Source organism: Rhizobium laguerreae, from assembly GCF_002008165.1.
In the GTDB taxonomy this organism is placed as follows: domain Bacteria; phylum Pseudomonadota; class Alphaproteobacteria; order Rhizobiales; family Rhizobiaceae; genus Rhizobium; species Rhizobium laguerreae.
In genome coordinates this window covers 1,414,524-1,439,103 of the sequence record NZ_MRDM01000014.1, presented here as the reverse complement: position 1 = coordinate 1,439,103, position 24,580 = coordinate 1,414,524, and the positions used below count along the sequence as shown (strand labels likewise).

Below are 24,580 nucleotides of genomic sequence, written 5' to 3'. Positions count from 1 at the left end.
GATGTTTGGTGTTTTCGGAGGAACAGAATGCGTTACGGAATATCTTCTAAGGCTCTGGGTTTGCTTATCGTTCTCGGTCTGGGGGCGTTGCCCGGCCAGCCCAGCGTGGCCCAGGAACCGCTCAACATCGCTGCGTACCAGCTGACGTTCGAGGAGAGTTTCGACAGTCTCGACGTCTCGGCCTGGGGGGAGAGAAGTTCCCGTTGGATCGCCCATACGCCCTGGAACGGCGATTTCGGCGACGCCCGTTTCACAGATCCGGCCCCCGGCTTTCCGTTTACCACCGATCAGGGAATTCTAAAGATCGAAGCGCGCAAGGAGGCCGATGGAACCTGGCGCTCAGGCCTGCTGTCGTCGGTGAACCCGAAAGGCGAAGGGTTCTCGCAGCAGTTCGGCTATTTCGAAGCAAGGATGAAGCTGCCGCCTGGCAAGGGCGTCTGGCCGGCATTCTGGCTGATCGGGCTCGACCGGTCGAAATACACCGCCGAGATTGACGTCCTGGAATATTATGGACGCGCGCCCTACGAATTCAGCATGGGCTTTCATATCTGGCGTCAGAGCCAGGGCGGTCAGAACAGCACCGGCGGCTATTGGCAAAAGGTCCAGGACGGAATTTTGAACAGCGACTATCACACCTACGGCGTCGATATCCAAGCCGACAAGACGAGCTTCTACTTCGACCGTAAGTTCATCTGGAGCTTCGACACGCCGAAGGAATTCCACATGCCGTTCTATCCGCTGGTGAACCTGGCACTCGGCTCGGGCTGGCCGATCGATGAAACGCCGAATCCTTCCATTCTACTCGTCGACTATATTCACGTGTACCAGCGGAAGCCTACTGACGCAGCGAATTGAACAGCTGACGGACAGCCGTCGCTAACGGCTGCAGCTGAGGCCGGTTTGCGGATCGAAGAGATGCATCGCCTCCTCGTCGAAAAAGAGGGTGAGCTTTTCGTTGTTGCGGATCGGCGTGCGTGGCGGCAGGCAGGCCATCAGGCGCTGATTTCCGGCAAGGGCGGTGACGACGAGTTCCGGGCCGGTCAGCTCTGCGACCTCAAGGGTTGCCTCGATCGACGGGCCGGCGCCGTCCGTGCGAAGCGCCTCGGGACGGATGCCGAGGATAAGGTCGCGGCCATTGCCGACCGCCTCGCGGAAACGGGTGGGCAGGGGCAGGATCGCATCGGTGCCTGAAAGCGCCAGGCCACCGTCGCGCGCCGCCGTCGCCTTCAGCAGGTTCATCGGCGGCGCGCCGACGAAGGTCGCGACATAGAGCGTTGCCGGATGGTTGTAGATCTCCTCCGGCGTACCCAGCTGCTCGATGCGGCCGTCGCGCATGACGGCGATGCGGCTTGCAAGGGTCATAGCCTCGATCTGGTCATGGGTGACGTAGACGACCGTGGTCTTCAGCATCTGATGCAGCCGCTTGATCTCGGTGCGCATCTCCATGCGCAGCTTGGCGTCAAGATTAGAGAGCGGCTCGTCGAAGAGGAATACCTCAGGTTTGCGCACCAGCGCGCGACCGATCGCGACCCGCTGGCGCTGGCCGCCGGAAAGCTGGCTCGGCTTGCGCTCGAGGAGGTTTTCGATCTGCAGGAGCTTGGCGGCATCACGCACGGCTCTGTCGCGCTCGGGTGCTGCCACCTTGCGCATTTCCAGGCCGAAACCGATGTTCCGGTGCACCGTCAGATTGGGATAGAGCGCGTAGGATTGAAAGACCATGGCGATGTCACGGTCCTTCGGATGCACGCCGAGCAACGAGCGGCCGCCGATCCTGACATCGCCGCTCGTTGCCTCGGCAAGGCCGGCGATGATGTTCAGCAGGGTGGATTTGCCGCAGCCGGAGGAGCCGAGCAGCACCAGGAATTCGCCGCTTTCCAGCGAGATGTCGATGCCTTTCAGCGTCTCGATGTCGCCGTAGGCCTTGCGGATGTTCTGAATGTCGAGCGCGCTCATCGCAAGGGCTCCTGAAGAGATGTCGGGCGGCCATAGTTGCGGGGAAGAGTGGAGATGGCGCGCGAGGCAACCTCGGTTCCCGCCATCAGGCAGGAAACCAGCGGCTCACCGCTTGCGAGCGCGGCGAGAAAGGCGGCGTTGAAGACATCGCCGGCGCCGATCGTATCGACGACATCGACAACGGGTGCTGCCACCGAAACCAAGCTGCCGTCAGGCCCGATCGTGAGAGCCCCGTCCGGGCCGCGTTTGACGACGACGATCGCACCCGCCGGCATATGCGATTTGATCTGACGCGCGGCCTCGATCGGATCGGCGATGCCGGCAAGTGTCGTCGATTCGACCTCGTTCAGCAGCGCGACACCGCTGCGCGAAAGCCAGGCGCGTGTCGCTGCGCAATTCTCGTCTGTCCAGCCGTCGAGTGGCCAGCCGGTATCGAGCGCAACGGTGATGCCATGGCTGTCGGCCCAATCGAAGAACTTGCCGTATTCTTCTGTCAGATCGTCGGTCAGGAACGAGCCGCAGAGAAGCGCGTAGCCGCCCTGCAGTCTTGCGCCCTCGATGACGGCGAAAACGTCTGCCAGGCTGAAACGCGGCAGGTGGCCCCTCGTCGTGAAGAAGGTGCGCTCGCCGTCAGGATGGGTGATGCCGACGGAGAGCGTCGTTTTCTCAGGACGTACGGGCCACTTGTCGGAACGGTGGCCGAAGGCTTCGCTCAGCCAGCGGCCGAACTGATCACTGCCGATATTGGCGGCGATCTCGAATTCGACGCCGAGCGCTTGCCAGGCGAGCGCGCTGTTGCCGGCGGCCCCGCCGACGCGCAACTCGTCATGATCGACGATGATTTCCGTCCCGGCCTTCGGCCAAGGGGCAGTCGGTCCAAGGATCAGGTCGACGTTGACATTGCCGATGACTGCAAGCGGCCGCATTCATTCGCTCCGGGTGATTTTGGTCGATCGAACCGGCGTTCCCGCATTATCCACGCGGGCGTCGGCAAAGGCGATCATCAGCCGCTGGGCGACCGGCAGCATGGCGAAAATCGCGGCAAGACCGGTGGCCGGGGCAAAGCGGATCGTCACCGCACCGGCGACCGGCGCTTCGCCCGAGGCGTCGAACAGGATGACCGGGGCGCCGGTCTCGACGGCGGATGTCGCCATTGCCGTCACCAGGCCAGCCGTCTCGTCCAAGCCGCGGAACAGCACGACGCCGATTTCCGGCCCCAGCATCTCCATCGGCCCGTGGCGCAGCTGGCCGCCTTCGAGCGAGAAGCAGGGACGGCGCGACAGCTCGGTCAAGCCGAGTGCGAGCGCCTCGGCGATACCCTGCAACCGGCGGCCTGACGTGACAATGGTCGCGACGTTTTCCAGCGCCGAGAGTGCGGCGGCGATGTCATGATCTTCCGGCGCCCTGAGGGCGGCAAGGGCGGTGTCAGGATCTTCGCCGAGGGCGGAAAGGATTGCCAGATGCAGGGCGAAAGTCACCGTTAGGCTGCGGGTCGCGGCGAAGGCAAGCTCGGTGCCGCCGCTGCCCACCAGCGACGGAGCGGTTCTTGCGAGGAAGGAATTACCTTCGAGTGTCAGGCCGAAAGTCTCCTCCGTGCCGCCGGTCTCGCTGAACCAACGCACGACCTCGGCGCTTTCGCCGGACTGCGAGGTGACAAAGATCGTCCTGCCGGCGATCGGCAACGGCTGGCCGAGCTGTTCAGACAGGGGCAAGGCGACGGCATCGATGCCGAGCGCCCGGTAGAGCGGTTCGACGGCGCGGTTGACGGCATGCGAGCCGCCCATGCCGATGAGCAGCAGCCTGCCGGTCTTTTTCAGCGAAGCCGCAGCCCTTGCCGCCATCGGCTGGGCCGCTTCATAGGAGGTGATCGCATCGGCATGCGGGCGCGCCATTTCGCGATCGATCGCCGCAAGTCCGGCCGGCCGGGTTCTTTCTTCTGTCATGTTCATCCCTTGACGCCGCCGCTGGTGAGCCCCGAAATCAGGGCGCGTTGCATGAGAAGACCAATCAGCACCGGGGGCAGGGCGGCGAGCACACCTGCCGTCGCGATCAGTCCGTAATCGGAAACGCGGCCGCCGGCGAGATCGGCAATGGCGACGGTCAGCGTCTTGGCGCGCTGGTCGGAAGTGAAGAGCAGCGCATAGAAGAATTCATCCCAGGCAAGTAGGAAGGCAAAGAGGCTTGACGTCGCCACCACGGGGGCGGCGAGCGGCAGCGTGATGATGCGCAGCGTCTGAAACAGGCCGGCGCCGTCGATCATCGCGGCGGATTCGATCTCGCGCGGGATGGAATCGAAACCCGACTTCATCAGCCAAGTGGTGAAGGGCGCAAGGATGGTGAGATAGACGAGGGCGAGGCCGAAGACGTTGTTCAGCATGCCGAGATGGGAAAGGCCCATGTAAAGCGGCACGGCGAGCGCCACCGGCGGCAGCATATAGGTGGCGATGACCATCGACAGCGACCATCCCACAGCAGGCGTACGCGACACGGCCCATCCGGCCGGTATGGCGAGCGCGATGGCGGCGATCGTCGCCATGCCCGCCACCTCTATGCTGTTGCGCAGCGACGAGGTGAAGGCGGCGCCGGCGCTGTTTTCGAGCGTCGAGAGCAGCACGCCGTAGCGAGAGAAATCCGCCGTCTGCGGCCACCAGCGCAGCGGCTTTGCCGCAAGGTCGGCGGCCGGCGAGATGCTCATGATGAACAGCCATAGGATCGGCGCCAGGATGACGGCGGCAAGCAGCAGCGCGCAGAGGTGAATGAAGGCGGAAAAAAGTGGGCTCTGGCGTTCCATCAGGCTGCACTCCCCGCGGTCTTGCGCACCAGGGCGGCGTAGCCGGCAGCAAGCAGCGTCACCAGCAGCGTGACGATCAACGCCAAGGAGGCGCCGGAGCCTGCCCGTTGGAAAGAGAAGGCTTCCTGATAGACGAGGATCGACAGCGTGCGGGTGCTGTTGGCCGGGCCGCCGCGGGTCATGACCCAGATGATGTCGAAGACCTTGAAGGCTTCAATCGTGCGCAACACCAGGGCCACCATCAGCGGGCCGGCGAGATAGGGCAGGATGACGAAACGGAAGCGGGCGAAAGCGCCGGCGCCGTCGACCAGCGAGGCGGCGGTGATGTCGCGCGGCACGGCCTGGAGTGCAGCCAGCGCGATCAGCGCCACCAGCGGGAAATTCTTCCAGCAGTCGGCGACGATCAGGGCCGCCAGCGCCGTGCCCGGCTCGCCGAGCCAGGAGCGGTAGGCTTCTAACAGGCCGAGCTGTGTCAAGGCGGCATTCAGCGCGCCATATTCCGGATTGTAGATCAGCCGCCAGAGCGTGGCGTTGACGACGGTCGGCAGCGCCCAGGGTAGGATCATCAGGGCACGAAGCGCGGTCCGGCCGCGGAATTGCTGGTTCAGCAGCAGGGCGGCGAGCACGCCGATCACCATTTCGGCGGCGACCGAGACGATTGCGAACCATGCGGTCGTGACGAGCGTGCGCTGGAAATTCGAACCGGAGATCATCTTCACGTAATTGTCGATGCCGACGAAGCTGCCTTCCGTGCCGACCAGCCTGGCGTCGGTGAAGGAAAGGCCGACGGTATCGATCAGAGGCCAGCCGATGACTGAAATCATGACCACGAGAAGCGGTAGCATCAAAAGCCACGCGCGCGTTGTCAGCCAAGTGCTCGACATCGAGGCCACCCTTATTCTTCATAGGTTCTGGAGACCGGGCGACGGCAGGCGCCGCCCGGGATTTCATGCTTGATCAGAGGCCGCTATTGTCGGCGGCCGACTTCAGCGCGTCCTCGGGCGAGGACTGGCCAAGCAGCGCTTCCTGGATCGCCTGCTGCAGCGCGGTCGAGAGCTCCTGATATTTCGGCGTCGTCGGACGCGGATACATTGCGGCAAGGCCGATCTTGGCGGCGGAGATCAACTCTTCCTGGCCCTTGGTGACATCAGGATCCTCATAGGAGGAGGCCCAGATCGGCAGGCTGAGCTTGGCATAGGCATTCTGCGTTGCCTGCGAGGTCATGAAGGTAATGTATTTCCAGGCCTCTTCAGGATGCTGGCTGGCTGAGGTGATGCCGAGACCCATCGAGCCGTTGACGGCCGAAGCCTCGCTCTTGCCGGCAATACCCGGCGCCGGCACGACGCCAACCTTGCCCGCGACCTTGCTGTCCTTCGGGTTGTTGGCCATGTTGTACATGTAGGTCCAGTTCAGCGCGAAGGCGGCATCGCCGTTTTCGAAGACCTTGCGGACGTCCTCTTCGAGGAATTCCTTGGAGTTCGGATTGGTGAGGCCCGAGGAATAGCTGGAAACCATGTATTTCAGCGCATCGAGGCCGCCGCCGGTCTGGAAGGCCGGCTTGCCGTCCTTAAGGAAATCGCCGCCATAGGCGCTGACGAGCGTGGTGTAGTCGCAGATCGCGGCTTCTGCCTGCGGCCAGCTCCAGGCGATCGGCGTGGCGAGCAGGCCCTTGTCCTTGATCGTCTTTGCCTGCTCGGTCAGTTCGTCCCAGGTTTTCGGCGGCGCCTTGATGCCGGCCTTTTCGAGGATTTCCTTGTTGTAGAACAGGTATTTGGTGTCGAGGATCCACGGCATGCCGTAATATTTGCCGTCATATTGCACGGTGGTCCAGGCGCCCGGCAGCACACCCTTCTTCATCTCGTCGGTGAGGCGCGAGGAGACGTCGACCAGCACCTTGTTGGTGGCGTATTCGGCCGGCCAGATGACATCGAAGAGGACGACGTCGTAGCCGCCGCCGGAACCCTGCGCCAGCACCGTCTTGTCGTGCAGGCCTTCATAGGGAACGAATTCGAGATTGACCTTGATATCGGGGTTCGCCTTGGCGAAGGCGTCGGTCATGGCGCGCACATCGGCCTCGCTATAGGCGGCCTGCGCCATGAAAAGCGCGTTCAGCGTCGTTTCGGCGAAAGCATGCGGCGCAAGGGATGCGCCGATCAAGGCCGCACCCAGAAGCGTCTTGTTAAAGGATTTCAGCATTGCAGCCTCCAGTTTTTGACATTTACGCATTGCCGAGGGCGGTCCTCCGCCATCGGTGTTCGAGAAGGCACGCGCGGAAAGCGTGCCGGTTCGTCGCCTCGGAGCGTCGTCGGAGCCGTTGCCCGGCTCCTGCGTTCCCTGGAACTCTCCGGTTCCTCATTAAGTCAAGTGTCTTGACTTATTACTTCTTTAACATTCTATTGGAGTCAAGAGGGAATTGCACATGAATGACAGCCGCCCGATCCGGGCCAAGAGCGGCACCAATCACGAAGGCACCAGCGCGCATAACCGGCGCGTGATGATCGATGCCCTGAGGATCAACGGCGCGCTTTCACGCGCCGATCTGGCACGGGCGACGCGGCTGACCAAGCAGACGGTGTCGAATATCATCGAGGAGCTCGAGCGCGACGGTCTCGTCAGTTCGCAAGAGGCGGTGAGGGGGGGCAGAGGGCAGCCGTCGACACCCTATCGTCTCGTGCCCGAAGGCGCCTTTGCAATCGGCCTGCAGATCGATCGGCATGTGACGCGGGCGGTCGCCGTCGATCTTGTCGGCAGCGTTCTCGTGCGTGATGAGGCAGGACTACCACCCGGAGGTCCGTCGAACGGGACGAAGGTCATCCTCGATCTCGTCGCCGGCATACGCTCAAAGCTTGCCGGGATCGTCCAGCAGTCGGAAAAGCGGCTGGTCGGCCTCGGCGCCGCCATGCCCGGGCCTTTCGGAGTCGCCGGCAGCGGCGATGATCCGTGGATGATGGAGGCCTGGCAAAAATTTCCGTTGTTGGAAACGCTGACCGCCGGCACCGGGCTCGATGTCGGTTTGCAGAACGATGCGGCGGCGGCGGCGACCGCCGAGCGCATGGTGGGAGCTGCCCACGGCATCGACCATGCCGTCTGCCTCTTCGTCGGTTATGGCATCGGCGCCGGCCTCATTCTGAATGGCGAGCTCTACCGCGGCACCAACGGCAATGCCGGCGAGATCGGCATGGCGCTGCTGTTTGCCGACGGCAAATCGACGCCGCTCGAGCATCGTGCTTCGCTCGCCTCGCTCTACCAGCATCTGTCGATCGATCCCGCCGATCCCGGCCTTTATGCAAGGATCAACGATCTTGCCTTGAGGGGCGATCAAAGCATCCACGCCTGGGTCGAGGCGGCCGCAGTGGATCTGCGCTGGAGCATCCATCTCCTTGAGACGCTGTTCGATCCGCAGACGGTGATCCTCTGCGGCAGCGCGCCGGAGGCGCTGGTGAACAGGTTGATTGCGGCAATCGGCCCGTTGCTGCCCTCGATCGCCGAACGTCGCGGCCGGACGCTGCCGCGCCTGCAGCCCGGCATGGCCGATCCCTGGTCGGTGGCGCTTGGTGCTGCCGCCGGACCGATCAGCCGTGCATTCGATCCGCGTTTTGCGGCGATCCTGAAGGATTCCTTCAATTCTGAGGCTTAGATCCTCAGGTTGCACACCAGTGCAACGGCAAAAATGTCAGTGGTTTTGCAAGTTTCGTTGCAGCGGAGTAGGCGAATAACCGCACCCCGTCGTAATATAAATAAATATTAAATATCCCAAAAGAATCCATTGTTTCGAATATAAACCTAATCTATTGACGGCATGCTGAAGCAATAGGCGAAATCTTTATAAATATTTCCCCGAGATTGGCGAATACAATTGTATGAAGGTTTTATGACAACTTGGTTTCGATCATTTCATGTCATGTAATCTTCATTGGTAGGCGCAATTTGAACCAGCTAATAGGGCGTGCGCTGAAAGTGCGCGTCCCTTTTACGTTCGAGGTTCTCATGCAAGCCAAGCTTCTCGGCGCCGTTGGCGCCCTTCTCGCTACAGCGTTTCTTGCTGGTCCCGCTGCCGCCGCCGATAAGACCAAGATTGACTTCTGGTTCGGCAATTCCGGTGACATCGCAAAGCGTGTCCAGGAGCAGTGCGATCGCTTCAACCAGTCGCAGGCCGACTACGAACTCGTCTGCACCAGCCAGGGCAGCTACGACGCGTCCCTGCAGAACACTATCGCTGCCTTCCGCGCCGGCAAGCAGCCGACCATCGCCCAGGTCTCCGACGCCGGCACCCTCGACATCATGCTCTCCGGCGCCTACTACCCGGCCAACAAGCTGATGAGCGACATGGGCTATACCGTCGATTGGAAGGACTACTTCTCCGGTATCTCCGGCTACTACGCGACATCGAAGGGCGAGATGTACTCCTTCCCCTTCAACTCCTCGACCGCTCTTCTCTACTGGAACAAGGACGCCTTCGCCAAGATCGGCAAGGATCATGCTCCGGCGACCTGGAAGGAAGCAGGCGAGGACCTCAAGGCTCTGAAGGATGCAGGCTATGCTTGCCCGCTCGGCTTTGACATTTCCAACAACGAAGTCTGGCAGTACATCGAGCAGTTCGAAGCCGTCAACGGCGAAGCGATCGCCACGAAGAAGAACGGTTTTGAAGGTCTCGACGCAGAGCTGGTGTTCAACAAGAACCCGCTTCTCGTCAGCTATGTCAATGACCTCAAGTCCTGGTACGACAACAAGCTTGCCGTCATCAAGAACAAGGCTGTCGGCCAGACCTTCGTCGAAGCCTTTGCCGCCGGTGATTGCCAGGTCATCCTAACGTCGGTCGGCGACCACGGCAACGTCGGCCGCACCGCCAAGCAAGGCATGAACTGGGACGTTGCCATGCTCCCGACCTACGGCGACGCAAGCCGGCACAGCTCTTATGTTGGCGGCGCTTCGCTCTGGGTTCTGAAGGGCCATTCCGACGCTGAATACAAGGCTGCCGCTGCCTTCTTCAACTTCATCGCAAAGCCGGAAGAAGCCCTTACCTGGTCGACCGTTACCGGCTACATCCCGGTTCGTAACTCCGGTTTCGAATATCTGAAGAAGCAGGGCTTCTACGACAAGGCTCCTTATGCCGGCCGCGAACTCGCCATTCAGAGCTTGACCGCATCACCTGCTGACGATGCGGCTCCGCAGGGCATCCGCCTCGGTGGCCTGCTGCAGGTCCGCACCGAAATCGCCAATGGTCTGCAGGCAATCTTCGTCAACAATGCCGACGTCCAGGCTTCGCTCGACAGTGCTGCCGAACGCGGCAATACGCTCCTGCGTCGCTTCCAGCAGACCTACAAGAACGTTCAGCTCCCCTGATCGGCTGATATGAGCCGCACCCGGCCCGCGTTTTGCGCGCCGGGTGCGTCTTTGTAAGTTCTTTAGTCGGCCGCGGATGCGAGCTCGCCGCCCGCGCCTGAAGCGCGCCGCAATCTTTCAGGTTCGCTCCTGGCGCTTTAGATCTATATTTTTACGCATGTCGCTACAGCAAAACTGCTGCACAGTTTTGCGCGACATGCTTTAAACCAAACCAGGACGAAAACGGCCACTCATGGAAAAGCGCGTCACTTTCTCCTCGACGACGATCGGACTGCTCTTCGCATTTCCGATGCTGTTGCTGATCTTCGTCTTCTTCTACTGGCCGAGCGCGCAGGCGCTGTATTGGGCGTTCACGCTCGAGCAGCCATGGGGCGGCGGTAATGCCTGGGTCGGTTTCGACAATTTCAGACAGTTGCTCACCGATCCTGTTTATTGGGACTCGATCACCCGCAGCATGATCTTCGGCTTCAGTTCGACGGCCATCGCTATGGGGCTGGCGCTGATCCTGGCGCTTTTGACGGATCGTGAACTGCGCGGCCACAAAGTCTACCGGTCAGTCTTCATCTGGCCTTATGCAATTGCCGCTCCCGCTCTCGGCCTCGCCTTCCGCTTCATCCTGGCGCCGGAGGCCGGCCTTCTGTCTGTTATCAACCACGTCTGGCCCGGCCTCTGGAACCCCGCGCTCGACGGCAAGGACGCGATGATCGCGGTCGTCGTGGCCTTCTCCTGGAAGTATATCGGCTACAACTTCATCTTCTTCCTCTCGGCGCTGCAAGGCATTCCGCGCTCGCTGATCGAGGCCGCCGCAATGGACGGTTCGGGGCCGATGCGCCGGATCTGGGATATCCAGCTGCCCCTGCTGACGCCGACGCTGTTCTTCCTGCTCGTCATCAACATCACCGAGAGTTTCCAGGATTCCTTCGGTATCGTCGACGTCATGACGCAGGGCGGCCCGGCGCGTGCCACCGAGCTCATGGTCTACAAGATCTATTTCGACGGCTTCAGAGGTCTCGACTATTCGGGCGCTGCAGCGCAGTCCATCATCCTGATGGTGCTCGTTGTCCTGCTCACCATCTTCCAGTTCCGCTTCATCGAGCGGCGCGTGCACTACAAGTGAGGTCGCGGACATGATCGAACGCACGCCGATATTCAACTTCATCTGTTATACGCTTCTCGCGCTCGGCATGGTGATCGCGCTTCTGCCTTTCGCCATCGTCATCATCGCCTCGACGCTTGATCTGGAGACGGTCAATCGTGTGCCGCTGCCGCTGATGCCGGGCTCGCATTTCCGGGAAAACGCTGAGACCGCCTGGGTTCGCGCCGATCTCGGCAACAAGCTGTTCCACAGCATCATCTTCGCCGCAACCGTCGGCGCCGGTAAGGTCATGCTGTCTTCCATGGCAGCCTTCTCGATCGTCTACTTCCGCTTCCGCGGCCGGTATGTGATTTTCTGGATCATCTTCATCACCCTGATGCTGCCGCTGGAAGTCCGCATCGTGCCGACCTATTCGATTGCGGCCAACGCGCTGCAGCCTTTCCAGACGATCCTCGACGTCACCGGCATAAGCTGGCTCGTTGCGCAGATCACCGGCATCCAGATCAAGCTCGAATGGGGTCTGCTGAATTCCTATCCCGGTCTCGTTCTGCCGCTGGTCGCAACCGCGACCGGTACCTTCCTCTACCGGCAGTTCTACCTGACGGTTCCGGACGAACTTGCCGAGGCCTCGAAGATGGACGGATCAGGCCCGGTCCGGTTCTTCTGGGACATTCTGCTGCCGCTCTCCCGCCCAAATATGATCGCGCTCTTCACCATCATGTTCGTCTGGGCCTGGAACCAGTATCTCTGGCCGCTGCTGATCACCACCGATCCGAATTTCGGCATCGCCGTGACGCAGCTCAAGACCCTCATCCCGTCCGAATTCGGCCTGCCCGACTGGAATGTCGCCATGGCCGGAACCCTGATCATCATGTCGCCGCCATTGATCCTCGTCATTCTGATGCAGCGCTGGTTCGTACGCGGCCTTATCTCCACCGAGAAGTGAAGGAGTACTCCCTTGGCACCGATCTCCATTCGTGGCGTGAAGAAAAACTACGGCAAGACCCCCGTCGTTCACGGCGTTGATCTCGACATCCAGTCGGGCGAGTTCATCGTCATCCTCGGCCCGTCCGGCTGCGGCAAGTCCACGCTGCTGCGCATGATCGCCGGCCTCGAGGAAATCACCGGCGGTGAAATCGCTATTGACGGCCGCGTCGTCAACCAGTTGGAGCCGCGCGAGCGCGGTTGCGCCATGGTGTTCCAGAACTATGCGCTTTATCCGCATATGAGTGTTGCCGAGAATATCGGCTATGCATTGAAGGTGGCCGGCGTCTCGAAGGCGGAGCGTCAGCGGCGCATCGGCGAGGTCGCCAAGGCGCTCAGCCTCGAACCCTTCCTCGACCGTCGGCCCGCCGCTCTTTCCGGCGGTCAGCGGCAGCGCGTCGCCATGGGCCGCGCGATGATCCGCGAACCGAAGGTGTTTCTCTTCGATGAGCCGCTGTCGAACCTCGACGCCAAGCTGCGCATCGCCATGCGCGCCGAAATCCGCCGCCTGCACCGCCGCCTCGGCGCCACGTCGATCTTCGTCACGCATGACCAGACCGAGGCGATGACGCTGGCCGACCGGCTGGTGGTGATGAACGGCGGCAGGGTGGAGCAGGTCGGCACGCCGGAGGAGGTCTATCATCATCCGGTCTCGCGCTTCGTCGCGGGCTTCGTCGGCACGCCGGCGATGAACCTGCTCGAGGGCACGATCAATGACGAGGGCGTCTTCGTCTACGATCAAAGCCGCAAGGTTGCGCTGCCGCGCGAGCGCGCCGCATCGCTGAAAGGCAAACGCGTCGTGCTCGGCATGCGCGCCGAGGCTGCCCGGCTGGTGGCCCCTGATGCGCCCGGAGCCCTCACCGCAACGGCCGATTTCATCGAAGAGCTTGGCGCAAGCCGCGTCGTCCACGCCGATTTCGACGGGCTGCCCTTTGCCGTGGCGCTGACCGAAGCGGTGAAGGTTAAGTCGGGCGATCCGATCGGCATCGCGATCGATTACAACCAGATCCACCTCTATGCCGCCGATACCGGCCGGATCATCGAGAACCCGGTTATAGCAGGTGCAGGTGCCGTTCACGCCTAAAGCAGTCTTCGATGGGCCTTGCAGAGCGTTCGGCGGCTGAGGGTGTCAGCCGCTTGCTCGAAGGCGAATTGCTCTAACGGTGGATCGGGTCGATCCACGCGACGTCTTCCGGCTTTTCGACCGGCTCGATGTCGAGGTTGACGACGACCGGTTCCTGGCCTGAGCGGACCAGAACGCATTCCAGCGTCTCATCACGGCTGGCGTTGATCTCCTGGTGCGGCACATAGGGCGGAACATAGATGAAGTCGCCGGGGCCGGCCTCGGCGGTATATTCCAGCTGCTCGCCCCAGCGCATGCGGGCTTTGCCCTTGACCACGTAGATGATGCTTTCGAGCTCGCCGTGATGATGGGCGCCAGTCTTGGCGTTGGCATGGATCGTCACCGTGCCGGCCCAGATCTTTTCGGCGCCGGCGCGTGCATTGTTGATCGCGGTCGCACGGTTCATGCCCGGCGTCTGTGCGGTGTTCGGATCGAGCGAATTGCCGGGAATGACCTTGACGCCATGTTCACGCCAGTCGACATGATGATGCTCGTGATCGTCGCTCATGCCTTGCCTCCAGCTTCGATTTGGTCAGTCTAGGCGTCAGGTCGGCAGCGGCCAAGCAGATTTGCCGCTGCGCAGCCCACAATTTCTCGCGCCCGGCGGCTTCTGCGCAGCAACGAAAGAACGAACCCGATGAGCCATCTCCCGCAGATCGACTACGACACCGCTTCGCAAGAGGTTCGTGCGGCGCATGATGAAGAAGTCAGGCTGCGCGGACGCATGACCAACATGAAGCGGACGCTGCTGCATTCGCCGGCCGCCCACCGCATCTATGCCGAGTGGTTCACGCTACGCGCCGAACTCGATCCTGCGATCAACGACCGGGCGATCTGGATTTTCTCGCATGCGATATCGAAGGCGGCCAGATCGAAGATTGCCGTCACCTTCTTTCGCCGGGCACTGATCAACAAGGGTTTCAATCCCGATTCTCTGGAGCTTTCCGACGAGGAAGCGCTGCTCGACGCTTTCGGCAAGGCGATCGTCGCCGATTCCAACGCTGTTCCCGCCGAACTCTGGGCGAAGCTGAAACAGCGCTACGAGACCAAGGTGCTCGTCGATCTCGTCGCCTTTGCCGGCATCATGCTGGCGACCGCCGTCTTCAACAATGTCGTCGAGGTCGATTTCGATCCCGAGCTTGAAGCCTTTGCCGAAGGCGCCAGTTCATCCGCATCCTGAAGTTTCAGCTATCGAGCGGCAGGATCAGCACATCGCGCGGCGGCACCTCGATGCCACTATTGCCGATATGGTCGATCGGCCAGACTGCCTGGCTTTGCGCAAGCGCTCCTTCGGCTAGCGTCACCTCGGTCTTCTGCGCCGTTCTCGTCGGATTGACGAGCCAGAGGAAGCTGCCCTTTTCTCCCTCGTGGATACGGGCGAAGAGTGCGGCATTCGACAACGTCACGTGGCGCTTCTTCCCGCTCCATCTCAATAGCTCAGCGAAGAAAGCGCCGTTTGCCTTCCCCTGCGTGCGGTAATAGGCCACGGAAGGATTGGTGCCGATCAGCAGCGTGCGGCCCCTGCCATAGGCATTTTCGACGACGGCAAGACGGCCGTCGGTGAAGTGGCCGCGTCCCGTTCCGCCGGTCAACCGATAAGACTGCAGGAAGCCGCCACCATCGACCGCCGCGCCGTTGAGATCGAAACGGATGCGGTCGCCGATATCGGGCATGAATTCGACTTCCTCCTCGCGCGCGCCGAAGACCTCGTCGAGGCCCATGTTCGGCTGCACGGTGCCGACATGACCACGATCGCCGAAATAGCCGGGGCATGCTTCGGCAATCAGCATGCCGCCATTTTCGACCCAGGCTTTCAGGCGTTTCGCCTGTTCAGCGGTGAACATGATCGGATAGGGGAAATAGAGGAAATCATAGGCCGCGATGTCGTCGATATGCACCCAGTCCGGCTGCACGCCGTTTTCGAGAAAGGCGCGATAGGCGCCCCACATGGCTTCGGGATAGGGTTTCTCCTTGCGGTCGTGGTTCAGGAGGTAATCGAATTCCTGTGTTTCGCGAACGACGAGGATGCCGACTTCGCCGCGCACCGGCTTTGCCTCCCAGAGGGGAGCCTGTGCCGTGTCGTTGGCCCATTTCGCCATGGCGCTTGCCATGTCGGAGCGCGGCGTGCGCGAGCCGTCCATGCCATAGGAGCCGAAAGCGCCGAAGAGCGGACCGTCGAGCAGCGGGCGCCAGCGCAGATTGATCACGCCGCGAGCGCCGCCGGCAAGCGAGGTCATGCTCCAGAGGCGGATATCCTCGGGCTCGGCGACGCGGCCATCCGCCTTGTCGCGGCCGATCACCTGCGGCTGCAGCCAGAGCGGCCCGCCCTGGCGTTCGGCATGCCAGAACGGCTTGCCGCGGGCGGCGGCGCGGTTGATGTCGACGCCGTACCAGTTCTTCCAGGCTTCCGACCCCTTGCGGGCCTGGATCCAGGTGAAGCCGTAGACCTCGACCTTGGAGGCGGCGAGCCAGTCGTCGCAGCCGTTGGCGGCCATGTTGGGAATCGCGCCGGAGATACCATGGGCGGCGATCACGTTCTTGCCGTCGACGGCGCGGATCGTGTCGATGCGCCATTGCATCTGGTCGTAGAAATTGTCGCGCTTGAACTGCAGCCAGTCGATGCATTCGGGGTAGGGCGCCATGTGCACCGGCGGCTCGATATCGTCCCATCCGGCATAGCTGTGGCGGTACCAGGCTTTCGCCAGGATCTTCAGGCTGCCGTACTTCGTCTCCAGCCATTTGCGAAAGGCTGATTTGGCATAGGGGCTGTAATCGACATCGGCGGAATAGTTGCACTCGTTCCAGACGTCGTAGCCATAGATCGCCGGATGATCCTTGTAGCGGGTGGCGAGCGCGGTCAGAAACTTGCCGGCGGCTTCCTTCACTTCGGGGCAGTTCAGCGTCAGGGCGCCGGCGCCGCCACCGTTGTTGGAGAAGCCGCCGGTCGCCGACGAGACGCCCATATAGGAACCGAGTTTGGTGCCGTCGGCATTGACCTGCAGCGCATGAGCATATTTGCGCACTGCCCAGTCCGGCACGGCATGGATCAATTCGGCGATGACGGTCTTGATGCCGTTTGCAGCGGCAAGGTCCATCTGACGGTCGTAGTCCTCCCAATCGTAGACGCCGGGGGCGGTTTCGATCGCGCTCCACATGAACCAGTGGCGGAAGATGTTGAGGCCGTCTTGCCCGGCGGTGGCGTAGTCGCGTTCCCAATCTTCGCGGGGCGGGTTGGACTTGCGGAAATAGACGGCGCCGTAGGGCAGCTGGATATCTTTGTTGAGCATTTTCCTATCCTTCTCTATCGATGACCGGACATGGCTTCGCCGTCCGGAAAGAAGGCTCCGGCAGTCGGCAATCGAAGATGTCGTCCGGTTGTTCTAAAAAGCGTTGATCTAGCGCGGCCCTCCGGCGAGGAGTTCCAGGGTGCGGATGAGGGCGGAATGGTCGCGTTCGCCGTCGCCATTGGCGATCGCGGCATTCATCAACTGCTGCGTGGCGGCCGTGTTCGGCAGCGACAGATCGAGTGCGCGGGCGGCATCGACGGCAAGCGTCATGTCCTTGCGGTGCAAGCGGATGCGGAAGCCGGGCTCGAAGGTCTCCTTGACCATGCGCTCGCCATGCACTTCGAGGATGCGCGAGGAGGCAAAGCCGCCCATCAGCGCGGAGCGGACCTTTTCCGGATCGGCGCCGGCCTTCCTGGCAAAGAGCAGCGCTTCGGCAACCGCCTCGATCGTCAGGCCGACGATGATCTGGTTGGCGACCTTGGCCGTCTGGCCGTCGCCGCTGCCGCCGACATGAGTGATGTTCTTGCCCATCTTCTCGAAAAGCGCCTTGGCGCGTTCGAAGGCTTGCTCCTTGCCGCCGACCATGATCGTCAGCGAGGCGGCCTTGGCGCCGACCTCACCGCCGGAAACCGGGGCATCGAGATAATCGCAGCCGAGCGCCTCGATGCGTTTGGCGAAAGTCTTGGTGACGACCGGCGAGATCGAACTCATGTCGATAACAAGCTTGCCCCGGGAAAGGCCGGCGGCGACGCCATCTTCGCCGAACAGCACCGCCTCGACATCTGGTGTATCCGGCAGCATCAGGATGACGATGTCGGAAGCGTGCGCTACCGCCCTGGCGCTGGCTACGGCTTTGCCGCCCTTGTCGACAAGATGTTGCGAGATTTCCTTCACCCGGCTCAGATGCAGCGTGTGGCCGGCGTCGATCAGGTGTTCCGCCATCGGGCGGCCCATGACGCCCAGTCCGATAAATCCGATGTTCATGCTGTCCTCGCTGACGTCAGATAGGGTTTCATCCAGCCGAGGCCTTCGCTGGTGCCGGATTTCGGCTTGTACTCGCAGCCCACCCAGCCGTCGTAGCCGAGGCGATCGAGTTCGGAGAGGATGAAGCCGTAATTGATCTCGCCGGTGCCGGGTTCGTTGCGGCCGGGATTGTCGGCAATCTGCACATGGGCGATCTTCTCCTTCAGCCGGATGAAGGTGGGGATCAGGTCGCCCTGCATGATCTGCATGTGGTAGAAATCATACTGGATGTAGAGATTGTCCGAGCCGACCCGGTCGAGAATGCGTTCGGCATCAGCAGTGGTCGACAGGAAGAAGCAGGGAATATCGCGCAGGTTGATCGGCTCGACCAGCAGCTTGACGCCGACGTCGGCACAACGCTTTGCTGCATATTTCAGATTGTCGACCAGCACCGTTTCCAGCGTTTGAAGGTCCGCACCCTTCGGCACCAGGCCGGAAATGACATTCACCTGTGGGCAATCGAGCGCTGCGGCATAATCGAGCGCCTGCGCGACCCCGTTGCGGAATTCCTCTACGCGGTCCGGCAGGCAGGCGATGCCGCGTTCGCCGCCGGCCCAGTCGCCTGATGGCACGTCGAAGAGCGCCTGTTTCAGGCCGCTCGCCTTCAGCGCCTCGGCGACTTTCTCCTTGGGTTCGGCATAGGGGCCGAGATATTCGAGGGCGCCGAAGCCGTCTTTTGCGGCTGCCGTGAAGCGGTCGAGAAAGGGCAGGTCCTGATAAAGGAAGGAAAGATTGGCGGAAAATTTCGGCACGGGATCGTCCTTAGATATTGGCAGGCGCGACGAAACGATGCCGGTGCAGCATGCGCTTGTCGCGAGGGTCGGGATTGGGAACGGCGGAGATGAGGCTCTTCGTATAGGCCTCCTCGGGAGCGGTGCAGATTTGCTCGGCCGCGCCGAGTTCGACGATTTTGCCGCGATGCATGACAGCGACGCGATCGCAGAAATAGCGCACGACCGAAATGTCGTGGGAGATGAAGATGAAGCTCAGGTTCAACCGCTGGCGGATATCGAGCAGCAGGTCGAGGATCTGGCTGCGGATCGAGACGTCGAGTGCGGACGTTGCCTCGTCGGCGATGATGATGCGCGGATCGAGCGCAAGGGCGCGGGCGATGCCGATGCGCTGGCGCTGGCCGCCGGAGAAGGCATGCGGATAACGCTCCATGCCCATCGGGTCGAGGCCGACCAGGCGCATCAATTCGGCGACGCGGTCCTCCAGCGCCTTGCCCTTGGCCAGCCCGTTGACAACAAGCGGATCGCCGATCACCTCCTTGACGGTCATGCGCGGATTGAGCGAGGCGAAAGGATCCTGGAAAACCAGGCGGACTTCGCGGTGAAAAGTGCGCAGTTCGCGCTTGGTGAGTTTCGTGACGTCGATCTCGCTACCGTCCCTGCCGCGATAGCTGATGCTGCCCGATGTCGGCTCGACGGTGCGCAGGATGAGCCGGCCGAGCGTCGTCTTGCCGGAGCCGCTTTCGCCGACGATGCCGAGGTTTTCGCCGGGATAAAGATCGAAGCTGGCGTCGTCGACGGCGCGCAGCGTGTTTGATTTGCCGTGCCAGCCGTAGATCTTGCCGAGATTGCGGACGGACAGGATCGGCTGCGGCGCCTCCGGCGATAGGGCCACGGCCGGCAGCCTGCCTTCAACATGGTGGGTGAGCTTGACCGTCGAGGCGAGCAGCTGGCGCGTATAGGGATGCTCGGCGGCGTGATAGATCGCATCCACCGGGCCGCGTTCGACGATGCGGCCGAAGCGCATGACGGCGACATCATCGGCCACTTCCGCGACGATCCCCATGTCATGGGTGATGAGCAGCATGGCCATGCCGCGCTCGACCTGGAGCCGCTTGATCAGGTCGAGGATTTCGGCCTGGGTGGTGACGTCGAGCGCCGTCGTTGGTTCGTCGGCGATGAGAATATCGGGGTTGCCGGCAAGCGCCATGGCGATCATGGCGCGCTGGCGCATGCCGCCGGAGAACTCGAAGGTGTAGCGGTCGGCCATCTTGTCCGGGTTCGGGATCTCGACCTGGCGCAGCAGTTCGACGGTCCTTTCGCGGGCGGCGCGATGATCGAGATTGCTGTGCAGGCGCACTGCTTCGATGATCTGCGAGCCGATGGTGTGGACCGGTGACAGTGAACTCATCGGCTCCTGGAAGATCAGGCCGATGCGGCGGCCGCGGATGGCGCGCATCGCCCGGTCGGACGGCTTCAAGGCGGCAATGTCGATGACCCCGTTACCTCCGGTGACCCCGTCGCCATTGCTGAGCAGGATGCGGCCGGAAACGATGCTGCCGGGGCTGTCGACGATCTGCAGCAGCGAGCGGGCGGTAACGCTTTTACCGGAGCCGCTTTCGCCGACGAGGCACAGCGTCTGGCCGCGTTTCAGCTCGAAGCTGACATTTTCGACGGCGTGCAGGATGTGGGTGCGCAGCCGGAAATCGATCGAGAGATTTTCGACGGAGAGAACGACGTCGTCTGAAAGATCGGTCATGGCTTCCTCCTCAATTGTCATAAGGGTCGGCGGCATCGCGCAGGCCGTCGCCGAAGAAATTGAAGGACAGGACTGCGACGACGACGGCGAGTGACGGCCAGATCAAGAGCCACGGCGCGGTGGCGACGGTGCGGATGTTCTGGGCGTCCTGCAGCAGCACGCCCCAACTGACGACCGGCGGCTTGAGGCCGATGCCAAGGAAGGAAAGCGAGGTCTCGGCGACGATCATGGTCGGGACGGCCAGTGTAACGACCGCAAGGATGTGGCTCGTCAGCGACGGCAGGATGTGGCGGAAGATCAGCCGGGCCTCGCTTGATCCGTCGAGCCTGGCGGCAACGACGAAATCCTCGCTGCGCAGCGCCAGGAAGCGGCCGCGCACCTCACGCGCGAGGCTGGTCCAACCGAGCAGCGAGACAATGATTGTTATGACGAAATAGACATTGACCGGCGACCATGTCAGCGGGATCGCCGCCGCCAGGCCGAGCCATAGCGGAATGGTCGGCATGGCGCTGACGACCTCAATGACGCGCTGGATCAGCGTATCGACCCAGCCGCCGTAGAAGCCGGAGATCGAGCCGAGCACGACGCCCAGGATCAGCGACATGGCGACGCCGACGAGGCCGATCGACATGGATACGCGGGTGCCGTAGACGAGGCGCGAGAAGACGTCGCGGCCGAGCCGGTCGGCGCCGAGCAGGTACATCGGATCGTTCTGGTTGAGGGGGCCGATCAGGTGGCGGTTCATCGGGATCAGGCCCCAGAGATCGTAGGCCGCGCCTTTGACGAAGAAGCCGATCGGGACGACCTTGGTGTCGTCGACGACGAAGGTGCGGCGCAGCGCCACCTTGTCGATCTCGACCTTGTAGCCCTTCACGTGGAAATTGAACTCCGAGCTGCCGTCCGGTTTTTCGACGAAGAAGCTGAAGCCCTGCGGCGGGGCATAGGTATATTGCGGCCGCGAGGTCATCGGCAAAGCCGGCGCCAGGAATTCGGCGAAGAGGCCGACCAGATAGAGGAAGAGGATGATGGCGCCGGCCACCATCGCCACCTTCTGGCGGATCAATTTGCCGGCGACCAGCCGCCAGGGGCCGATGGCAGCGGTCGAGACGGTCTTGCCCTGTTTCAGCGGGCTGATCGAGGGACCATCGGCAACAGTGTGAAGCGGACCAGCATGGGCTCCGAAGGTTTCGTGCGTGCTCATCGCATTCCCCTCAATTGAACCGGATGCGCGGATCGAGCAGCGCCAGCAGCAGATCCGACAGCAGCATGCCGACAAGGGTCAGCGCGCTCAAAAGCAGGATGAAACTGCCGGCGAGGTACATGTCCTGCGAGATCAGCGCGCGGAAAAGCAGGGGACCTGCGGTCGGAAGATTCAGCACGATGGCGGTGATGGTCACGCCGGAGACGAGATGCGGCAGCACCCAGCCGATCGCCGAGACGAAGGGATTGAGCGCGATTCTGACCGGATATTTGAGGATCACCTTGTATTCCGGCAGTCCCTTGGCGCGGGCGGTGACGACATAGGGCTTGTGCAGTTCGTCGGTCAGGTTGGCGCGCAGGATGCGGATCATCGCTGCCGTTCCGGATGCGCCGATGATGATGATCGGGATCCAGAGATGGGCGAGGAAATCGCCGACCTTGGCGAGGCTCCAGGGCGCCTCGGCATACTCAGGCGAGATCAACCCGCCGACGCTCTGGCCGAGATATTTATAGGCGACGTACATCAGCGTCAGCGCCAGGATGAAGTTCGGCACCGCAAGGCCGATGAAGCCGAGAAAGGTGAAAACGTGATCGCCGATGGAGTGGCGGCGGACGGCGGAATAGATGCCGATCGGCAAAGCCACGATCCAGACGAAGAGCAAGCTCAAGAGCGAGATTACCAGCGTCGAGCCCATACGCGCCCATATCAGCCCGGAGACGGGCTGGCCCCACTCGAAGGAGTAGCCGAAGTCGCCGCGGCTGACGATGCCCCAGATCCATTTCAGATATTGGACGTAGAAGGGGTCGTCGAAGCCGTAAATTTCCTTCAGCCGCTCGATCTGCGCGGGATCGACGGTCTGGCCGCTGTCGCTCATCGTGGCGATCATCGACGTCAGATAGTCACCCGGCGGCAGCTGGATGATCAGGAACGAGATCAGCGACATGCCGAACAAGGTCGGGATCATGTAGAGCACGCGCTTGAAGATATAGCCAAGCATCGGAATGTTTCTCCTCCCGTCGGGAACGCTGTGACGCGCTTCCCCCGGATATCCACCCGCTTTCGGCCCTAGGCCGAAAGCGCTCCTCCGTCGCGCGTCACCTCATTTCCAGGTGAGATGCAGGACCTCCAGCCGATCGATGCCAGGCACCTCCACCTGCGCGCGTCCATCCTTCACACTGAAGCTTGCGGCGCGGTCGGCAACGACGAGCCAAGCCTTCGCCACCGATCGGCCCTCCGGAATCTCCACCGAAACGGTCTGCGCTGCCAAAGGGTAATTGTCGCGGATCGGGCCTTTCATCATCATCGGGTTGGTGAGGTTGAATAGGCTGAGCGCCAGACCCTCATCGTTTTCGCGCAGCGCCAGATCGACGACGCCCTTGCCCTTGACGGTGACGCGCGGCGTCTTGCCGAGTGCCCAATGGACGGCGTTGGCGATGAGACGGGCGTGGTCGACGGCAAAGACCTCCCAGAAGATCTCGCCGATGTTCCAGGGGATGTAAATCGTGCGTCCGCCCTTGCCGGTCTCGCGGGCGATTACGGCAGCATCTTTCGGGGCCTCGCGCGGATAGACCTCTTCCATCGGCAGATCGGGAAAATCGGGGACATAGAGGAAGGGCGTCTTCGCATCGGCCGCCGGTTCGGCGTGGATCAGGCGGGTGCCGCCCATGATGCGTTCGGCGCCGTCGAAGCCCCGATTGATCGGGTGATCGCCGGAAAGGGCGACATAGGTGTTCTTGACGATGCCGCGCGGGCCAGAGACGTATCTGGCGCCGAGCACGTCGGCCAGACCGAATTCGTCACGCTTCTTGCCGAATTCGTCACGCAGCGACGTCTCGTAAGAGGCGATGACGCTGCCGCCGCGATCGACATAGGCGCGGATCGCCGCGTTCTGCGCATCCGAAAGGCAGGAAGCGTTGGCGAGAATGATCAGTTTGAAGCGGTTGAGGTTTTCCTCGGTCAGCACCTGGTCCGAGAGCAGCTCGAAGGGCAGCCGGGCTTCGACGAGGGCGTGATAGAGACCGAGATCGTGTTTCTCGGCGGAATGCCGCTCTTCCGGCGCCCAGTGGCGCAGTGTCGTCGAGGGATCGACCACGGCGATTTCGGCGGTCGGCTTCATGCTTTCCAGCACCGGCTCGACGGCTGCCTGCAGGCCGAATGCGTCGGCCACCGGCTCGACCCAGCGTTTGTCGGGCACGACACCGTTGAATTTGGTGAACCAGGCATAGAGGCCGTGGGCAGTGCCGTCGTTGATCCAGAGCTGCATCTCCTCGCCCGAGGTGACTGCATCCTTCCAGCGATATTCCTCCTCCGGGCCGATCGAGGTGATCAGCACGACCGGGCGGTCGGGGAAGGTGGCGCGGATGCGCTTGCCGTTGCGGCCAGCCGACCAGCCGAGCTCGAGCCCCTTGCGGCCCTGATGGTCGACGACGAGGAAGGGGCAATGCCTGGCGATGACCGAGAGGTCGAATTCCATCAGCGACGCGCCGCCCATGTTCGGAATGAAGCTCGCATGTGGGCGGATCGCTTTTACAGCATCGTCCCATTGCGCGATCATGTCGGTGAGCACGCGGCGGCGCCACTGCACCCAGGCCTGCCAGGCCGGATCCTCGGCATCGGGTTTTACAGGCAGGGCGTGGCCGGCAATATCCTTGAAGCGGCGGGCGCTGTCTTCGCTATAATCGACGCCGTGGCCCTGCCAGCGATTGGCGAAGACTGCGTCGATATCGTATTTGCGGACGATCTCCTTGACCACCTCAGGCATGAAGGCGGTGTTGTAGTCGCCATAGGCATTGGTCACCCAGACATCGGGATAGGCCCAGTGGCGGCGCGGCGTGCCGTCGGCATTGATCATCACCCATTCGGGATGGGCTTTTGCGGCATCGTCATGGATCGCATGCGGGTCGACGCGGGCCATGACATGCATGTCGAGCTTGCGGGCGGCATCGACGAGCGCGCCGAAGATATCCTTGTCGCCGAGATACTTGCTCACATAGTGGTAAGGGACTTCGCTCGGATAATAGGCGATATAGCCGCCGGCACTGAGGCAGATCGCGTTCGATTTCGTGCGTTTGAAGACATCTATCCAGAAGGCCGGGTCGTATTTCTCCGGATCGTCTTCCACGAAGGTCAGCTGGGTCCAGCGGGTCGCCGTCTTGAACCAATCCGGCGTCCTCAGCGTATTGGTGTTCTGTTTTCTGGCATCGAGCATCGTCTTCATCCAATCAGTGGCAAAAGAAGAGCCTCGGCGCCAACCGGAGGGCCGGCACCTGGCATGCATCATGGAGAAATG

21 protein-coding genes are annotated in these 24,580 nt (G+C 62.1%); 7 read left to right on the top strand and 14 right to left on the bottom strand.

What is annotated here, in order from left to right:
- Positions 1-27 precede the first annotated feature (27 nt).
- The gene (locus BS630_RS22875) at positions 28-855 is read left to right on the top strand and encodes a glycoside hydrolase family 16 protein (RefSeq protein ID WP_025395754.1); all 828 of its coding nucleotides are present in this window, start codon (positions 28-30) and stop codon (positions 853-855) included.
- A gap of 21 nt (positions 856-876) precedes the next feature.
- On the opposite strand, the gene BS630_RS22870 is transcribed toward BS630_RS22875, so the two are convergent.
- The 6 genes from BS630_RS22870 to BS630_RS22845 form a co-directional block, all read right to left on the bottom strand.
- Positions 877-1,953, bottom strand: a complete 1,077-nt coding sequence (locus tag BS630_RS22870) for an ABC transporter ATP-binding protein (RefSeq protein WP_077979151.1) — start codon at positions 1,951-1,953, stop codon at positions 877-879.
- On the bottom strand, positions 1,950-2,879 hold the full coding sequence (locus BS630_RS22865) for a PfkB family carbohydrate kinase (RefSeq protein ID WP_077979150.1): 930 nt from the start codon (positions 2,877-2,879) through the stop codon (positions 1,950-1,952). Before BS630_RS22865 ends, BS630_RS22870 begins: the two co-directional genes overlap by 4 nt.
- Positions 2,880-3,902: an SIS domain-containing protein gene (locus BS630_RS22860; RefSeq protein ID WP_077979149.1), complete on the bottom strand. Its 1,023-nt coding sequence runs from the start codon at positions 3,900-3,902 to the stop codon at positions 2,880-2,882.
- Positions 3,899-4,744 carry a carbohydrate ABC transporter permease gene (locus BS630_RS22855; RefSeq protein WP_077979148.1) on the bottom strand — a complete coding sequence of 282 codons (846 nt, stop codon included), beginning with the start codon at positions 4,742-4,744 and terminating at the stop codon, positions 3,899-3,901. The genes BS630_RS22860 and BS630_RS22855 overlap by 4 nt, the downstream gene beginning before the upstream one ends.
- Complete coding sequence (locus tag BS630_RS22850; protein WP_077979274.1) at positions 4,744-5,628, bottom strand: carbohydrate ABC transporter permease; 885 nt, start codon at positions 5,626-5,628, stop codon at positions 4,744-4,746. The genes BS630_RS22855 and BS630_RS22850 overlap by 1 nt, the downstream gene beginning before the upstream one ends.
- A 73-nt stretch (positions 5,629-5,701) precedes the next feature.
- Positions 5,702-6,940, bottom strand: coding sequence for an extracellular solute-binding protein (locus BS630_RS22845; protein ID WP_077979147.1), 1,239 nt, complete (start codon positions 6,938-6,940; stop codon positions 5,702-5,704).
- 223 nt (positions 6,941-7,163) lie between these two features.
- Between BS630_RS22845 and BS630_RS22840 the strand changes: the two genes are divergently transcribed.
- From BS630_RS22840 to BS630_RS22820, 5 genes are all read left to right on the top strand, one after another.
- A complete protein-coding gene (locus BS630_RS22840) occupies positions 7,164-8,381 on the top strand; it encodes an ROK family transcriptional regulator (RefSeq protein ID WP_077979146.1) in 1,218 nt (405 codons plus the stop codon).
- A 350-nt stretch (positions 8,382-8,731) separates the two neighbouring features.
- Positions 8,732-10,087: an extracellular solute-binding protein gene (locus tag BS630_RS22835; RefSeq protein ID WP_077979145.1), complete on the top strand. Its 1,356-nt coding sequence runs from the start codon at positions 8,732-8,734 to the stop codon at positions 10,085-10,087.
- Between the two features lie 232 nt (positions 10,088-10,319).
- Entirely contained in the window at positions 10,320-11,204 is an 885-nt protein-coding gene (locus tag BS630_RS22830) for a carbohydrate ABC transporter permease (RefSeq protein ID WP_003542466.1), read from the top strand.
- Positions 11,205-11,214: 10 nt separating this feature from the next.
- Complete coding sequence (locus tag BS630_RS22825) at positions 11,215-12,129, top strand: ABC transporter permease subunit (RefSeq protein ID WP_077979144.1); 915 nt, start codon at positions 11,215-11,217, stop codon at positions 12,127-12,129.
- Positions 12,130-12,141: 12 nt separating this feature from the next.
- Positions 12,142-13,251 carry a sn-glycerol-3-phosphate import ATP-binding protein UgpC gene (locus BS630_RS22820; RefSeq protein WP_077979143.1) on the top strand — a complete coding sequence of 370 codons (1,110 nt, stop codon included), beginning with the start codon at positions 12,142-12,144 and terminating at the stop codon, positions 13,249-13,251.
- Between the two features lie 73 nt (positions 13,252-13,324).
- Here the strand turns inward: BS630_RS22820 and BS630_RS22815 are convergent, their stop codons facing one another.
- Positions 13,325-13,798, bottom strand: coding sequence for a cupin domain-containing protein (locus BS630_RS22815; RefSeq protein WP_077979142.1), 474 nt, complete (start codon positions 13,796-13,798; stop codon positions 13,325-13,327).
- A gap of 129 nt (positions 13,799-13,927) precedes the next feature.
- Between BS630_RS22815 and BS630_RS22810 the strand changes: the two genes are divergently transcribed.
- Positions 13,928-14,470, top strand: coding sequence for a carboxymuconolactone decarboxylase family protein (locus BS630_RS22810; protein ID WP_077979141.1), 543 nt, complete (start codon positions 13,928-13,930; stop codon positions 14,468-14,470).
- A 4-nt stretch (positions 14,471-14,474) separates the two neighbouring features.
- Here BS630_RS22810 and BS630_RS22805 read toward each other — a convergent pair whose 3' ends face one another.
- The 7 genes from BS630_RS22805 to BS630_RS22775 form a co-directional block, all read right to left on the bottom strand.
- The gene (locus BS630_RS22805; protein WP_077979140.1) at positions 14,475-16,577 is read right to left on the bottom strand and encodes a beta-galactosidase; all 2,103 of its coding nucleotides are present in this window, start codon (positions 16,575-16,577) and stop codon (positions 14,475-14,477) included.
- Positions 16,578-16,685: 108 nt separating this feature from the next.
- The gene (locus BS630_RS22800; protein WP_077979139.1) at positions 16,686-17,561 is read right to left on the bottom strand and encodes a 2-hydroxy-3-oxopropionate reductase; all 876 of its coding nucleotides are present in this window, start codon (positions 17,559-17,561) and stop codon (positions 16,686-16,688) included.
- Entirely contained in the window at positions 17,558-18,352 is a 795-nt protein-coding gene (gene otnI / locus BS630_RS22795; RefSeq protein ID WP_077979138.1) for a 2-oxo-tetronate isomerase, read from the bottom strand. Before otnI ends, BS630_RS22800 begins: the two co-directional genes overlap by 4 nt.
- A gap of 10 nt (positions 18,353-18,362) precedes the next feature.
- The gene (locus BS630_RS22790) at positions 18,363-20,090 is read right to left on the bottom strand and encodes an ABC transporter ATP-binding protein (RefSeq protein ID WP_077979137.1); all 1,728 of its coding nucleotides are present in this window, start codon (positions 20,088-20,090) and stop codon (positions 18,363-18,365) included.
- A 10-nt stretch (positions 20,091-20,100) separates the two neighbouring features.
- Positions 20,101-21,291, bottom strand: a complete 1,191-nt coding sequence (locus BS630_RS22785) for an ABC transporter permease (RefSeq protein WP_027663820.1) — start codon at positions 21,289-21,291, stop codon at positions 20,101-20,103.
- 10 nt (positions 21,292-21,301) lie between these two features.
- Positions 21,302-22,288 carry an ABC transporter permease gene (locus tag BS630_RS22780; RefSeq protein ID WP_011653237.1) on the bottom strand — a complete coding sequence of 329 codons (987 nt, stop codon included), beginning with the start codon at positions 22,286-22,288 and terminating at the stop codon, positions 21,302-21,304.
- 102 nt (positions 22,289-22,390) lie between these two features.
- Entirely contained in the window at positions 22,391-24,499 is a 2,109-nt protein-coding gene (locus tag BS630_RS22775) for a family 10 glycosylhydrolase (RefSeq protein WP_077979273.1), read from the bottom strand.
- Positions 24,500-24,580 lie beyond the last annotated feature (81 nt).

Excerpts from the sequence above, each read along its gene's own strand:
- BS630_RS22875 (WP_025395754.1), top strand. The coding sequence starts at position 28 with ATGCGTTACGGAATATCTTCTAAGGCTCTGGGTTTGCTTATCGTTCTC.
- BS630_RS22870 (WP_077979151.1), bottom strand. The coding sequence starts at position 1,953 with ATGAGCGCGCTCGACATTCAGAACATCCGCAAGGCCTACGGCGACATC.
- BS630_RS22865 (WP_077979150.1), bottom strand. The coding sequence starts at position 2,879 with ATGCGGCCGCTTGCAGTCATCGGCAATGTCAACGTCGACCTGATCCTT.
- BS630_RS22860 (WP_077979149.1), bottom strand. The coding sequence starts at position 3,902 with ATGAACATGACAGAAGAAAGAACCCGGCCGGCCGGACTTGCGGCGATC.
- BS630_RS22855 (WP_077979148.1), bottom strand. The coding sequence starts at position 4,744 with ATGGAACGCCAGAGCCCACTTTTTTCCGCCTTCATTCACCTCTGCGCG.
- BS630_RS22850 (WP_077979274.1), bottom strand. The coding sequence starts at position 5,628 with ATGTCGAGCACTTGGCTGACAACGCGCGCGTGGCTTTTGATGCTACCG.
- BS630_RS22845 (WP_077979147.1), bottom strand. The coding sequence starts at position 6,940 with ATGCTGAAATCCTTTAACAAGACGCTTCTGGGTGCGGCCTTGATCGGC.
- BS630_RS22840 (WP_077979146.1), top strand. The coding sequence starts at position 7,164 with ATGAATGACAGCCGCCCGATCCGGGCCAAGAGCGGCACCAATCACGAA.
- BS630_RS22835 (WP_077979145.1), top strand. The coding sequence starts at position 8,732 with ATGCAAGCCAAGCTTCTCGGCGCCGTTGGCGCCCTTCTCGCTACAGCG.
- BS630_RS22830 (WP_003542466.1), top strand. The coding sequence starts at position 10,320 with ATGGAAAAGCGCGTCACTTTCTCCTCGACGACGATCGGACTGCTCTTC.
- BS630_RS22825 (WP_077979144.1), top strand. The coding sequence starts at position 11,215 with ATGATCGAACGCACGCCGATATTCAACTTCATCTGTTATACGCTTCTC.
- BS630_RS22815 (WP_077979142.1), bottom strand. The coding sequence starts at position 13,798 with ATGAGCGACGATCACGAGCATCATCATGTCGACTGGCGTGAACATGGC.
- BS630_RS22810 (WP_077979141.1), top strand. The coding sequence starts at position 13,928 with ATGAGCCATCTCCCGCAGATCGACTACGACACCGCTTCGCAAGAGGTT.
- BS630_RS22805 (WP_077979140.1), bottom strand. The coding sequence starts at position 16,577 with ATGCTCAACAAAGATATCCAGCTGCCCTACGGCGCCGTCTATTTCCGC.
- BS630_RS22800 (WP_077979139.1), bottom strand. The coding sequence starts at position 17,561 with ATGAACATCGGATTTATCGGACTGGGCGTCATGGGCCGCCCGATGGCG.
- BS630_RS22790 (WP_077979137.1), bottom strand. The coding sequence starts at position 20,090 with ATGACCGATCTTTCAGACGACGTCGTTCTCTCCGTCGAAAATCTCTCG.
- BS630_RS22785 (WP_027663820.1), bottom strand. The coding sequence starts at position 21,291 with ATGAGCACGCACGAAACCTTCGGAGCCCATGCTGGTCCGCTTCACACT.
- BS630_RS22780 (WP_011653237.1), bottom strand. The coding sequence starts at position 22,288 with ATGCTTGGCTATATCTTCAAGCGCGTGCTCTACATGATCCCGACCTTG.
- BS630_RS22775 (WP_077979273.1), bottom strand. The coding sequence starts at position 24,499 with ATGCTCGATGCCAGAAAACAGAACACCAATACGCTGAGGACGCCGGAT.